Below are 12,774 nucleotides of genomic sequence, written 5' to 3'. Positions count from 1 at the left end.
GCCCTGAGATCGCTGGCCCTGAGATCGCTGGCCCTGATACGTTCACCAGGGCTCTGCGCAGGGAGAGGCGTGGCAGGGCGCCCTACCGGATCCCCATCGGGCCCGGCCCGGGCAGGACGAACAGGACCCGTAGATCCTGGTCCGGCACGTAATCCTGCGCCTCCCAGCGGAACGTGGTCGGCCCGATCTTCCGGATACCCGTGCGGCAGAAGCTGACGACCGCCTCCGGATTCCCCTTGTCCACCGTCAGGGTGAAACGCCCGATCGGCGACGCCCAGTTGCGCGCCGTGGTCACGATGTAGGGCACCACGAAGGCCCGCAGGTGGCCGCTCTCGCTCGGCACCTTGGCGTGCAGACGCCGGACCGTGGCGAGCCCCGGATCGTCCAGGCAGTAGGTCGCGCGGTAGCTGTCGCGGGACGCTTCCTTCAGATCGAGGAAGTGGAACCCGCTCACCGGGGCGTAGCTGTGCGCGATCCGGACCTCCTTCCCCGGCGGGAAGGTCTGCAACCAGTGGAACTTCGCCTCGCTCCGCCAGAGCCCCTCGGTCATGCCCTCGGCGTCGGGGAAGAGGCCGGCCTTGACCAGCTCCGCCCAGGTGGCCTTGTCGATCCGCTCCTGGGCCGCCGCCAGCGCACCGAAGCGCAGCGGATTGAGCGGCAGGCCGTGGCGGCGCAGCAGGTCGGTCACCTCGCGCTCGCCCACGAAGGCGCGCTCCTCCAGCTCCGGCTCGATGGGACGGCCGTCGACCGTGACGGTGAAGCCGACGAAGTTCGCCCGCTCCGGCTGCGGCAGCTTGAGGGCGGAAAAGCTGAGCCCGCGCCCGTCGATCGGCGGGAGCGGGAAGGCGATCCGCACCATGCGCGGTTCGTTCACCTGACTGCGGAACACGTAGGCCACGTCGATCCGCGCGAGGCTGATCGACAGATCCTCGCTCGCCAGCGCAATGCCGGGCTCCGGCACGAGGATCAGCCCGCCGGCATCGAGCTCGGAGGCGCTGTCGTTGGCCCGCGCCGGGGCGCTGAGCAGGCCGGCGGCGAGGAGCAGGGCAGCAACGGCTCGGGATGGGGCGACCATGGCGGCGGACTCGTCCGACGGCACCGGCCGTCGCGCGAGGCTACCCCGGCGCTCTTGCCGGGAGCTTACGGGGGCCGAGCCCGCTCAGTTCGTCGCCCGGGCGCGCATCCGATAGGCACCGGCATCGTCGCGCACGAACATCTCGGCGATGCCGGCATGGCGCAGGGCCTCGCCCGACGTGTCGGGCAGGAGATTCTGCTCCGACACGTAGGCGACGTACTCGGTCTCGGCGTTCTCGGCGAGCAGGTGGTAGAAGGGCTGGTCCTTGCGCGGCCGGACCTCCTCGGGGATCGACAGCCACCATTCCTCGGTGTTGTCGAAGACCGGGTCGACGTCGAACACGACCCCCCGAAAGGGGTAGATCCGGTGGCGCACCACGGCGCCGATCGCGAATTTCGCGGTTTTCAGGGTTACGTCCGTCATGGTCCAGTCCGTCCTGACGGGACAGATAGGCATGATGACGGAGCCTGTCATCCGCCGCGGTTCGCGGTCTCGGGTCCGGGAGGACGGATGCCGAGCTCGGCTGCGATCGCCCGCGCGGTGGCCTCCCGCCGGGCGGTGAGGTCGGCGGTGCGCGCCCGGATCGCCTCCACGAGGGCGGCCGGGGCGGTCCGGGGGGTGCCGCTGTCGAAGGGCGGCTCGGGGGCGTATTGCATCCCGAGCTGGATCCCCTGCGCGGCCTCGTCACCCCGCAAGGCGGCGGCGAGGCGCAGAGCCCCGTCGATCCCCGCGGTGACGCCGGCCGCGAACACCCAGGTGCGGCTCTCCGCATCGCGGTCGATCACCACCCGGGCATCCACCGGCTCGGCGCCGAAGAAGGGCAGCAGGGGAACCGCGTTCCAGTAGGTCGTGGCCCGCCGCCCGACCAGGAGGCCCGCCGCCCCGAGGAGGAGCGCGCCGGTGCAGACCGAGAGGACGTGGGAGGCGCCCATGGCCTGCTGCCGGATCCAGCCGAGCACGGCCGGATCGCGCATCAGCGCCTCCTGGCCCTGGCCGCCCGGCACGTGGAGCACGTCGAGCCGGGGCGCCTCGCCGAGGGTCGCGTCCGGCAGGATCCGCAGGCCGCGCACGTCGCGCACCGGATCGGGGGCGGCGGCGTAGATCCGGTAGGTGCTGTTCGGGATCCGGGCCAGGATCTCGAACGGGCCGGTGAGGTCGATCTGGTCGAGCCCCTCGAACAGGAGCGAGCCGATCTGCAGGTGGGTGTCGGGGGGAATCATGCCGGGGCCTCCGGGGTGGACAGGGCGACCCTACCGCGCCACGCTCTGGCGCGAATGACAAAGAGCCCTCGCTTCTCGCCAGATGCCCCGCGGCCCGTGGAGGTGCTGGCCTTCCCCGCCGTGCAGCTCCTCGACGTGGCGGGGCCGCTCCAGGTCTTCGCCACCGCCAACGAGCGGGGTGGGCTCGGCCAACCCTACGCGCCACGGGTGATCGCAGCGGGCGAGCCGACGCTCACCGCCTCGGCGGGCCTGCGGCTGGTGGCCGAGCCACTGCCGGGCGACGACACACCGGTGGACACGCTGGTCATCGCGGGCGGCCCCGGCGTGCTGGCAGCCTGCGATGACGCGGACCTCGTCGCCTGGGTGCGGGCGCGGGCCGGACGGGCGCGCCGGGTCGCCTCGGTCTGCACCGGGGCGTTCCTGCTGGGCGCGGCCGGGCTCCTCGACGGGCGGCGGGCCGTAACCCACTGGACGCATTGCGCGGCGCTGGCGGCGCGCTATCCCCGCGTCCGGGTCGAGCCGGACCCGATCTTCGTGCGCGACGGCCCGGTCTGGTCCTCGGCGGGGGTCACGGCGGGGATCGATCTGGCGCTGGCGCTGGTCGAGGCGGATCTGGGTCGCCCCCTCGCCCTGGCGGTGGCGCGCCACCTCGTGATGTTCCTGAAGCGTCCGGGGGGACAAGCGCAGTTCAGCGCGGCGCTGGCCCTGCAGGCGGGGGAAGAGCGGTTCGGGCGGCTGCACGCCCACATCGCCGAGAACCTGTCGGGGGATCTCTCGCTGCCGGCACTCGCCGCGGCGGCGGGGATGAGCGAACGCAGCCTCAGCCGGCACTACCAAACGGCGACCGGCCTCACCCCGGCCAAGGCCGTGGAGCGCCTGCGAGTCGAGGCGGCCCGGCGGGCGCTGGCCGAGACCGCGCAGCCGGTCAAGCGCATCGCTCAGGTCTGCGGCTTCGGCTCCGAGGAGACGATGCGGCGGAGCTTTTTAAGGCATGTCGCGGCGACGCCGCAGGAGTACCGGGCGCGGTTCGGGGCGTAAGGAGTCACCCCAGCTGATACACCGCCGCCAGCTCCGGATCCTTGGCGGCGACGAGCTTGGCCAGATCCACGATGACCTTGGCCTGCTTCCAGGTGGCGTCGTCCTGCATCTTGCCGTCGAGCATCACGGCGCCGGTGCCGTCCGGCATCGCCGCCACGATCCGGGCCGCGAAGGCCACCTCGGCCGGGTCCGGCGCGAAGACCTTCTTGGCGATCGTGACTTGGCTCGGGTGCAGCGTCCACGCGCCGGCGCAGCCCATCAGGAAGGCGTTGCGGAACTGCGCCTCGCAGGCATCGCCATCGGAGAAGTCGCCGAACGGGCCGTAGAACGCCTTGATGCCGTTGGCCATGCAGGCATCGACCATCTTGGCGATCGTGTAGTGCCAGAGATCCTGCTGGGCGGTGGCCCGGGGGGCGTCACCGGAGGGATCGCTGAGCACCCGGTAATCCGGATGGCCGCCGCCGACCCGGGTGGTCTTCATACCGCGGGAGGCCGCGAGATCCGCCGGCCCGAGGCTCATGCCGTGCATCCGCGGCGAGGCCGACGCGATGGCGTCGACATTGGCCACGCCCTCGGCGGTCTCCAGGATCGCGTGGACCAGGATCGGCTTGGTGACGCCGTGGCGCGCCTCGAGCTGGGCGAGCAGCTGGTCGATGTAGTGGATGTCCCACGGGCCCTCGACCTTGGGCACCATCACCACGTCGAGCTTGTCCCCGACCTCGGCCACGATCGTGAACAGGTCGTCCAAGATCCAGGGGGAGTTGAGGGCGTTGATCCGGGTCCAGAGGCCGGTGCCGGTGGCGGCGAAGTCGGTCGCCTGCGCCATGGCGACGAAGCCCTTCCGGGCCGCCTCCTTCTGGTCGGCGGGGACCGCATCCTCCAGGTTGCCCAGCACCACGTCGACCGTGCCGGCCAACTCCGGCACCCGGGCGCGGACCTTGTCGTTGTGGGGCGGCACGAAGTGGATCATCCGCTCCAGCCGCACCGGCAGCTCGCGGAACGGGGGCGGCGCGCCGGTGGCGAGCGGCTGGAAGAAGCGGCGGGGCAGTTTCATCGGGGCCTCTTATCGGGGGCTGGCGTCCAACTTTCGTTAGAGCCGATCCCGATCGCATTGCAATTGGACCCAATGCGGGATTCCAAAGGACATGTCCTTTGGCGGGTGCAGGGCAGCGCCCTGCGGAACGGATCCTTCACCCCCTCCAAGGGGGTGAAGGATCCGTTCGTCGGGGTTTCACCCCGACACCCCACCCAAGGGACTTGTCCCTTTGGGAACCCATCAGCCTCGGCCGCCGCCGCGCTCGCTCATGCCGACCCGGCCGAACAGGCCGCCGTCGCCGGCCACCACCACGAGGCGACGGACCTCGCCCCGCAGGAAGGCCTGCAGGAAGCGGTTGTAGTCGCGGAACGAGACGCAGCCGTTCGAGGCGCCCGGCTGGCGCAGCATGTAGGTGTGGGCGAGCAGCCCGTCGCGGCCGTGGATCGACCCGCTGCCGCCCACCGGGGTCAGGCGGATGGCGCGCACCCCGTGGAACAGGCGCTCGCGCTCGGTCAGCATGTAGGTGCCCGGCGGCGTCGAGCCGCGCATGCGCAGGTGGACGAAGCGCGGGCTGTCCATGGCCTCGCCGAGGCCGGAATGGGCCTCCAGCACCTCGCCGGAGGGGAGCGTCACCGTCCGGGCGGTGATGTCGTAGACGGCCGTGCCGGCGACGGAATCGGGCTCCGGGCTGATCCGGGTGCGGGGGGCCGCCTGCGGCAGGGTATCGGGGCTGGCATAGGCCAGGGCCTGACGGGGCTGCTCGCGGGGCGCGGCGGCACCGACGCCGAACAGCTTCTCGAAGAAGGACGGCTCCTCCGCCATGGCGGCGCGGAACACGTCGCGGGTGCGGGGCAGGGCGCGGGCCGCGACCCGGGCGGGCGGGGCGATGCGCGGTGCGGCGGGCTGCGGCCGCAACTCGGCCGGGCGCGCCACCGGCAGCGGCACCAGGGCGGGCGCGAGCGCGGCGGGCGTCGGCTCGGCGGCGGCGAGCCGCAGGGGTGTGGGCGCCGGATCCGCCTTGGGCGCGGCCGGCGTGTTCGCAACCTGCGCGATCCGGATCCGCTCGGCCTTCACCTGCTCGGCCTTGGCGACCTGCCGGGCGATCTCGCGGACCGCCGGGGACGGCTCGGAGACCGCAACCTGGAACGCGGTCGGCAGCGCCGCGCTGCCGAAATCGGTCGCGGCGGCCGAGCCCAGGGCGGGGCTCGGATCGAGCATCCAGGCGATGTTCGGCTGCGGCGCGGCGTGCGGGGCGTTGGCCAAAGCAGGCCGCAGCGCGGGGGCTTCGGCGGGGGCAGGGGCCTGCGGCTGGCTGAGGATCGCCCATCCGGCCAGGGTCACGGCCGTCAGGCCGATGAGGCCCGTCAGCCGGGCCCGGCGGCGGGCGCGCCGCATGGCGCTGGGGTAGGGCGCCCGGGTGCGGGCGACCGGGTCGTAGGGGGTCTCCACGTAGACGATGCGCTGGGGCGCCGTCCGGATGGGCTCCGCCACGCGGTACGCAGTTCGGGACAACGCTGCCTGGGCCATTCGGGGAACTCGCGTACGGTCTTCCCCGTGGGCAGCCGCCGCCGTTCGCCCGCGGAAGCCGTTTCCGCGCACGTGGCCTGGGTTGCCCATCTGGGAAGGACATCAACCGTCCGCCCCATTAAGCGGCCTTATGGTTAAGTCTTGCTGAAGACGCGCCCGCCGTCGCGAATACGCGTTCAGGACGCCTGTTCGGGCGCCTCCATCGGGCCGTGCCGATGCGCGACGAACAGGCAGAGCAGCGCCACCGGCACGCCGATCAGGGCGGTGCCGACGAAGAACCATGGGAACCCGGTCCACTCGATCACGAAGCCCGAGAACCCGGCGAGCAGGCTGCCCGGCAGGGCGCAGAGCGAGGTCAGCAGGGCGTACTGGCTCGCCGCATGGGCGGTGGCCGAGAGCCGGGACATGTAGGTGATCAGCACGATCGACGCGAAGGCATAGGCGAAGCCGTCGATGCCGACGGTCGCCGCGAAGGTCCAGAACGCCGCCCCGCCATGGCCGCCGTGCCACGCGAGATAGGCCAGGGCGAGGTGCGAGGCCGAGGCCGTCACGGTGCCGATGAGCAGGCTCGCCATCATGCCGATCCGCGGGATGATGGCGCTGGCGAGGAAGGTGCCGCCAAGCGCGATCCAGAAGCCGAACAGCTTGGTCACCGTGGCGATGTCGGTGTTGGAATAGCCGAGCGTCTTGAACAGCGGGATCGCCATGGCGCTCGAGACGTAGCCGGGCATCCGGAAGCCCGCGACCAGCGCCAGCACCGGCACGGCCAGCGGCCCGAGACGGGTGAGGAGGTCGCGGATCGGCGCCCAGACGGTCTCGACGAAGCCGCCCGTCGCCGGCGTCTCGGGGGCGGGGGGCTCGGGAGCGAGGAGTGCCGCGATCGTGCCGGGGGCCATCAGCGCGGCCATGCACAGGTAGGCGGCGCGCCAGCCATACGCGTCGGACAGGTAGAGGGCGCCCGCCCCCGCCGCGAGGTTGCCGACCCGGTAGCCGATCTCCGACCACGACGACATCAGCGCCTGCTGCTCCGGGGGCGCGGCGGTGATGCGCCAGCCGTCGATCACCACGTCCTGGGTGGCGCCCGCGACGCCGAGGGCCAGCGAGAACGCCACCGTCCAGGCGAGCCAATGGGCCGGATCACCGAAGGCGACGCCTGCGAGCGCCAGAGCCACCAGAATCTGCGTGGCGACGATCCAGCCGCGCCGCCGCCCGAGCCAGGGGCCCAGAAGCGGCGCGTCGTGCCGGTCGAGGAACGGCGCCCAGAGGAACTTGAGCTTGTAGGCGATGGTCAGCTCGCTCATCAGCCCGATCGTGGCGAGCGGCACCTTCGCCTGGACGAGCCAGGCCGACTGGGTCGCGTAGACGAGCAGGAACGGGATGCCCTGCGCGAAGCCGAGCCCGAGCACCGCGGCGACCCGCCGGTCGGTGAACAGGGGCGTGAGGAAGGCGCCTGTCGCTGCCTTCACCGGCTCGGGCGCGCCGGTGACCTGCGCCGGGTTTGCCATCCACGCGTCTCCTGAACCTCCGGACGGGAGAGAGCAGAGTTGGGCGGGCGACGCAACGATCGTGCGACGCCCGCTGGGCGGGCCGGATATCCCTGTTGAGGGTCCGATCGACCCGGCTTGACCCCGCCGCGCCGGCGCGGTCTTTCGGAACAGATCAGGAACCCGAACCAGGACTTCGAGGCAGCGATGGATCCGGAGGTCGCGCTCCGAAAAATCATCCACATCGACATGGATGCGTTCTACGCCTCCGTGGAGCAGCGCGATAACCCCGCCTTGCGCGGCCGGCCGCTGGCGGTGGGCGGCTCGAAGGAGCGCGGGGTCGTGGCGGCGGCGAGCTACGAGGCGCGGACCTTCGGCGTCCGCTCGGCCATGCCGTCGGCCACCGCGCGGCGGCTCTGCCCGGACCTGCTGTTCGTAAAGCCCCGCTTCGAGGTCTACCGGGGCGTCTCGGAGGAGATCCGCGCGATCTTCGCCCGGCATACGCCCCTCATCGAGCCGGTGGCCCTCGACGAGGCCTATCTCGACGTCACCGAGAATCTTCTGGGGCTGCCCACCGCCACCGCCGTGGCCAAGGCGATCCGGGCCGAGATCCTGGAGCGTACCGGGCTCATCGCCTCGGCCGGGGTCTCGTACAACAAGTTCCTGGCCAAGGTGGCGTCGGACCACAAGAAGCCGAACGCCCTGTTCGTCATCACCCCCGCGATGGGGCCGGACTTCGTGGCGGAGCTGCCGATCGGCCGGTTCCACGGGGTTGGTCCGGTCACCGAGGCCAAGATGAAGCGGCTCGGGATCCATACCGGCGCCGATCTGCGCGCCTGGACGCCGGAGCGCCTGCGCGAGACCTTCGGCTCGGCGGGCAGCTACTACCACGCGGTCGCCCGCGGCATCGACGCGCGGCCGGTCCGCGCCCACCGGGTGCGCAAGTCGATCGGGGCCGAGACCACCTTCTCGGACGACACCGCCGCCTTCGAGGTCCTGGCGGCGCGGCTCGCGCCCCTGTTCGACAAGGTCTGGGCCGGGGCCGCCGCCAAGGGCATGCGCGGCCGGACCGTGACCCTGAAGCTCAAGTTCTCGGATTTCGCCCAGGTCACCCGGGCGAAGTCGCTCATCGCCCCCGTGCCGGACCGGGCGAGCCTGGAACGGATCGGCCTCGACCTGCTAACCGGCCTGTTCCCGCTACGGCGCAGCGCGCGGCTGGTCGGCGTGTCGCTGTCGGGCTTCGCGCAGGGCGAGGATGAGGGGCCGATGCAACTCGGGTTTGAGCTTTAGAGAGGCGATCAAACGGAAATGACCGGCCGCCTCCCTGTGCCGACCGCCGGCGGCGCGGATCGGCGCGTCACCGGCCCTGTCGCCCCCAGCCCGCGTCAGAAGGCGCCGACCCTCACGCCGCCTTCTTCCCCCGCTCGGCGATCTTCACCAAGCTGCGCAGCACCTCGGTGGCGGTCTTGAGCCGGGCCGGGATGGTGGTCAGCTCGCGCACGAACACGACGCTCATGTCGGGCCGCACCTTCGCGAACGACGCCTGCTCGGCGACATAGGCCACGAGCCCCTGCGGGTTGGCGTAGGACCGGTCGCGGAAATGGACCACCACGCCCTTCGGCCCGGCCTCGACCTTCTCGACATTCGCCTTGAGGCAGAGGATCTTGATCGTGCCGATCTTGAGGAGCTGCTCCACCTCCGGCGGCAGCGGCCCGAACCGGTCGATCATCTCGGCGCCGAAACTCTCCATCTCGGCATCGTCCTGGAGGGTGGCGAGCCGCCGGTAGAGGGCGAGCCGCACCCCGAGATCCTCGACGTAATCCTCCGGAATCGTCACGGGTGCGCCGAGCGCGATGGTGGGTGACCACGCCTCCTCGGGCACGTCCTCGATGCCGGCCTTCAGCGCGGTGACCGCGTCCTCCAGCATCTGCTGGTAGAGCTCGTAGCCGACCTCCTTGATGTGGCCGGACTGGGCGTCGCCCAGAAGGTTGCCGGCGCCGCGGATGTCGAGGTCGTGGGAGGCGAGCTGGAAGCCCGCGCCCAGCGTGTCGAGGCTCTGGAGCACCTTGAGGCGCTGCTCGGCCTGGGCGGTGAGCTGACGGTTCGCCGGCGTCGTGAACAGCGCGTAGGCGCGCGCCTTCGACCGGCCGACCCGGCCGCGCAGCTGGTAGAGCTGGGCCAGACCGAACATGTCGGCCCGGTGGACGATCAGCGTGTTGGCGGTGGGGATGTCGAGGCCCGATTCGACGATCGTGGTCGAGAGCAGCACGTCGAACTTGCCCTCGTAGAAGGCCGTCATCACGTCTTCCAGCTGGCCCGCCGCCATCTGGCCGTGGGCCACCGCGACCTTGATCTCGGGCATCTCGGCGTCGAGGAATTTCTTGACCTCCGCCAGATCCTCGATCCTGGGCACCACGTAGAACGACTGGCCGCCGCGGTAGCGCTCGCGCAGCAAAGCCTCCCGGATGGTCAGCGGGTCGAACGGCATCACGAAGGTGCGCACCACCAGCCGGTCCACCGGCGGCGTCGCGATGATCGAGAGCTCGCGCACGCCGGTCATGGCGAGCTGGAGCGTGCGCGGGATCGGCGTCGCCGAGAGCGTCAGCACGTGGACATCCGCCTGGAGCGCCTTCAGCCGCTCCTTGTGGGCGACGCCGAAATGCTGCTCCTCGTCCACGATGATGAGGCCGAGATCCTTGAAGGCGATGTTCTTGGCGAGCAGCGCGTGGGTGCCGACCACGATGTCCACCGTGCCGGCGATGAGCCCCGCCCGGGTCTGCTTCATCTCCGCCGCGGAGGCGAAGCGGGAGAGCTGCGCCACCTGAATCGGCAGGCCCTTGAAACGCTCCGCGAAGGTCCGGAAGTGCTGGCGGGCCAGCAGGGTCGTGGGGACGATCACCGCCACCTGCTTGCCGGAGATCGCCGCCGCGAAGGCGGCGCGCAGCGCCACCTCGGTCTTGCCGAATCCGACATCGCCGCAGACCAACCGGTCCATCGGCCGGCCGGCATTGAGGTCGTCCAGCACCGCGTCGATGGCGTTGGCCTGGTCCTCGGTCTCCTCGAAGGGGAAGCGGGCGGCGAACTCTCCGTAGAGCCCCTCCGGCGCCTTGAGGGACGGCGCCTTCCGGACGAAGCGCTGCGCCGCGACCTTGATCAATTCGCCCGCCATCTCGAGGATGCGGCGCTTCATCTTGGCCTTGCGGGCCTGCCACGCGCCGCCGCCGAGCCGGTCGAGGGCGACCTCGGCATCCTCCGAGCCGTAGCGGGTCAGGAGCTCGATGTTCTCCACCGGCAGGAGGAGCAGGCCGCCGGTATATTGCAGTTCCAGGCAATCGTGCGGGGCGCCGGCGGCGTGGATCGTCTTGAGCCCGACGAACCGGCCGATGCCGTGGTCGGCATGGACCACGATGTCGCCGGGCTGGAGCGCCTGCACCTCCAGGATCACGTCCTGGGGCCGCTTGGCCTTGCGCTTCTGGCGGACCAGCCGGTCGCCCAGGATGTCGCCCTCGGAAACGACGGCGAGCTCCCCCGCCGTGAAGCCCGCCTCCAGGCCCCAGACCGCCACCGCCGCGTCGGTGCCGCGCTTGAGCGCGTAGACGTCGGTGAGCCGGGTGATCGCCACCGGCTTCTTCAGGCCGTGATCGGTGAGCACGCCGCAGAGCCGGTCGCGGGAGCCGTCGGACCACGCGCCCAGGATCACGTGATGACCGGATCCCTGGAGGTCGCGGATATGCGCCACCGCGGCGTCGAACACGCTGGCGTTCTCGTCGGCCCGCTCGGGGGCGAAGTTTCTTCCCGATTTCGCGCCGCAATCAATTACCGCGCGCTCAGGAGATTCCGGCTGCGCGAAAGGCGTCAGCCGCGCCACGGTGGCGGTGGTGATCCGTTCCTTGAGCTCGTTCGGCGTCAGGTAGAGGGCCCGGGGCGGCAGGGGCTTGTAGGGGGCGACGCCGGGCTGCGGCGTCTTCATCGCGCCCTCGCGGGCCTGGTAATAATCCTGGACGAGGCTGATCCGCTCGGCGGCCGCGTCCTCCACCTGCGGGTCGAAGACCAGCGGCACGCCGCCGAGATAGTCGAACAGCGTGTCGAGGTGGTCGTAGAACAGCGGCATCCAATGCTCGAGGCCGGCATAGCGCCGCCCCTCGCTCACGGTCTCGTAGAGCCGGTCGTCCCGGGTCGCCGCGCCAAAACTCTGGATGTAGTTCTGGCGAAAGCGCCGGATCGTTTCCGTGGTGAGCTGGACCTCGCTCATCGGCATCAGGTCCAGCGAGCGGAGCTGACCGGTGGTGCGCTGGGTCTCCGGGTCAAAGGCGCGGATCGATTCCAGCGTGTCGCCGAAGAAGTCGAGGCGGATCGGCGCCGCCAAGCCCGGGGGCGACAGGTCGAGGATGCCGCCGCGGACCGCGTATTCGCCGGTGTCGCGCACGGTGCCGGTGCGCAGGAAGCCGTTGGCCTCGACCCAGGCGACCACGTCGTCCATCGCCACGACATTGCCGATCGCCGCCGAGAACGCCTCCCGGGCGATGTGGGCGCGGGGCGGGACCCGCTGCACCAGGGCGTTGACCGTGGTGCAGAGGATGCGCGGCCGGTCCTCGGCCGAGCGGGTGCGGGCGAGGCGGGCGAGCGCCGTCATCCGGGCGGCGGCGACGGCGGTCGTCGGCGAGACCCGGTCGTAGGGCTGGCAGTCCCAGGCCGGCAGGCTCATCACGTCCATCTCGGGCGCGACGAAGCCGAGGGCCGCCTGGAACGAGGCCGAGCGGCCGGAATCGCGCGCCACGTGGACCAGCACCGCCGGCGCGTCGACGGTCGGCGCCAGGGCGCGGGCGAGGTCGGCGAGGGCGAGCGCGTCGAACCCCTCCGGGGCACTCGCGAGCACCGGACTGTCGCCGCGCTTGAGCGCGTCGATCGCCCGGGCGAGCGCGGAGGATTTCGGCAGCGCGAAGCGCGCGACCTGCTGTTTGGCTGCGGGGGCGGGGGGCTTCGGTTGCGGCTTGGCCATCAGGTCTTTCGCGGGGATCCCGCCGGGCGCGTCAGGGGCGATGTCGGGTGGCGTTAGCCCAACGGGCCGTCGCGATAAAGCATCCCGGCGGCGGCGTTCGGGTGGCGGAACGCTTCCTATATGGCGGTTCCGGCGCGGCTTGGAACGGTGGCCGTCCCTGTGTGCCGAGCGATCACGGAGAACGCTCCAGAGCCGCGGCCTTCCGCCCGACAAGAAACCCGCCACGGCCGGGCCGGGCGGGCTGAAGGTGATCTCGTCTCGGAGTACGCCAAGCCGTAGCCGGCGTGGGGACGCGGCGCATCCCCCATCCGGGTGAGGCCGGCACACGATCCTGCGACCGCTCCAGGACCGCGTGATCCGGCGTCTCGGCCCGCTGCAGCACGCCTCTCGAACGG

Annotated in this window: 9 protein-coding genes; 2 read left to right on the top strand and 7 right to left on the bottom strand. The window is 71.5% G+C overall.

Annotated features, from left to right (window positions below):
- Positions 1–82: 82 nt before the first annotated feature.
- The 3 genes from MKK88_RS18635 to MKK88_RS18625 all read right to left on the bottom strand — a co-directional run bounded on the left by MKK88_RS18635 (position 83) and on the right by MKK88_RS18625 (position 2,295).
- A complete protein-coding gene (locus MKK88_RS18635; RefSeq protein ID WP_244002301.1) occupies positions 83–1,075 on the bottom strand; it encodes a DUF4424 domain-containing protein in 993 nt (330 codons plus the stop codon).
- 84 nt (positions 1,076–1,159) lie between these two features.
- On the bottom strand, positions 1,160–1,498 hold the full coding sequence (gene hspQ, locus MKK88_RS18630) for a heat shock protein HspQ (protein WP_244002299.1): 339 nt from the start codon (positions 1,496–1,498) through the stop codon (positions 1,160–1,162).
- A 47-nt stretch (positions 1,499–1,545) separates the two neighbouring features.
- Positions 1,546–2,295 (bottom strand): DJ-1/PfpI family protein, encoded by a 750-nt coding sequence (locus MKK88_RS18625; RefSeq protein ID WP_244002297.1) that lies wholly within the window; start codon positions 2,293–2,295, stop codon positions 1,546–1,548.
- A gap of 54 nt (positions 2,296–2,349) precedes the next feature.
- On the opposite strand from MKK88_RS18625, the gene MKK88_RS18620 reads away from it, so the two are divergent.
- The gene (locus MKK88_RS18620) at positions 2,350–3,333 is read left to right on the top strand and encodes a GlxA family transcriptional regulator (RefSeq protein WP_244002295.1); all 984 of its coding nucleotides are present in this window, start codon (positions 2,350–2,352) and stop codon (positions 3,331–3,333) included.
- Between the two features lie 4 nt (positions 3,334–3,337).
- Here MKK88_RS18620 and MKK88_RS18615 read toward each other — a convergent pair whose 3' ends face one another.
- The 3 genes from MKK88_RS18615 to MKK88_RS18605 form a co-directional block, all read right to left on the bottom strand.
- A complete protein-coding gene (locus tag MKK88_RS18615; protein WP_244002293.1) occupies positions 3,338–4,387 on the bottom strand; it encodes an HpcH/HpaI aldolase/citrate lyase family protein in 1,050 nt (349 codons plus the stop codon).
- 222 nt (positions 4,388–4,609) lie between these two features.
- Positions 4,610–5,896: a DUF2778 domain-containing protein gene (locus tag MKK88_RS18610; protein WP_244002291.1), complete on the bottom strand. Its 1,287-nt coding sequence runs from the start codon at positions 5,894–5,896 to the stop codon at positions 4,610–4,612.
- 176 nt (positions 5,897–6,072) lie between these two features.
- On the bottom strand, positions 6,073–7,401 hold the full coding sequence (locus MKK88_RS18605; RefSeq protein WP_244002289.1) for an AmpG family muropeptide MFS transporter: 1,329 nt from the start codon (positions 7,399–7,401) through the stop codon (positions 6,073–6,075).
- A 186-nt stretch (positions 7,402–7,587) separates the two neighbouring features.
- On the opposite strand from MKK88_RS18605, the gene dinB reads away from it, so the two are divergent.
- On the top strand, positions 7,588–8,670 hold the full coding sequence (gene dinB / locus MKK88_RS18600; RefSeq protein ID WP_244002287.1) for a DNA polymerase IV: 1,083 nt from the start codon (positions 7,588–7,590) through the stop codon (positions 8,668–8,670).
- A gap of 112 nt (positions 8,671–8,782) precedes the next feature.
- On the opposite strand, the gene mfd is transcribed toward dinB, so the two are convergent.
- Positions 8,783–12,379 (bottom strand): transcription-repair coupling factor, encoded by a 3,597-nt coding sequence (gene mfd, locus MKK88_RS18595; RefSeq protein ID WP_244002285.1) that lies wholly within the window; start codon positions 12,377–12,379, stop codon positions 8,783–8,785.
- Positions 12,380–12,774: the final 395 nt, after the last annotated feature.

Source organism: Methylobacterium sp. E-005 (assembly GCF_022829725.1).
Lineage (GTDB): Bacteria > Pseudomonadota > Alphaproteobacteria > Rhizobiales > Beijerinckiaceae > Methylobacterium.
This window is presented reverse-complemented; position numbering and strand designations above follow the sequence as displayed.

Bases quoted from the DNA above. Each gene is read 5' to 3' on its own strand.
- MKK88_RS18615 (WP_244002293.1), bottom strand. From the start codon at position 4,387: ATGAAACTGCCCCGCCGCTTCTTCCAGCCGCTCGCCACCGGCGCGCCG.
- MKK88_RS18610 (WP_244002291.1), bottom strand. From the start codon at position 5,896: ATGGCCCAGGCAGCGTTGTCCCGAACTGCGTACCGCGTGGCGGAGCCC.
- MKK88_RS18605 (WP_244002289.1), bottom strand. From the start codon at position 7,401: ATGGCAAACCCGGCGCAGGTCACCGGCGCGCCCGAGCCGGTGAAGGCA.
- MKK88_RS18625 (WP_244002297.1), bottom strand. From the start codon at position 2,295: ATGATTCCCCCCGACACCCACCTGCAGATCGGCTCGCTCCTGTTCGAG.
- dinB (WP_244002287.1), top strand. From the start codon at position 7,588: ATGGATCCGGAGGTCGCGCTCCGAAAAATCATCCACATCGACATGGAT.
- MKK88_RS18620 (WP_244002295.1), top strand. From the start codon at position 2,350: ATGACAAAGAGCCCTCGCTTCTCGCCAGATGCCCCGCGGCCCGTGGAG.
- MKK88_RS18635 (WP_244002301.1), bottom strand. From the start codon at position 1,075: ATGGTCGCCCCATCCCGAGCCGTTGCTGCCCTGCTCCTCGCCGCCGGC.
- hspQ (WP_244002299.1), bottom strand. From the start codon at position 1,498: ATGACGGACGTAACCCTGAAAACCGCGAAATTCGCGATCGGCGCCGTG.
- mfd (WP_244002285.1), bottom strand. From the start codon at position 12,379: ATGGCCAAGCCGCAACCGAAGCCCCCCGCCCCCGCAGCCAAACAGCAG.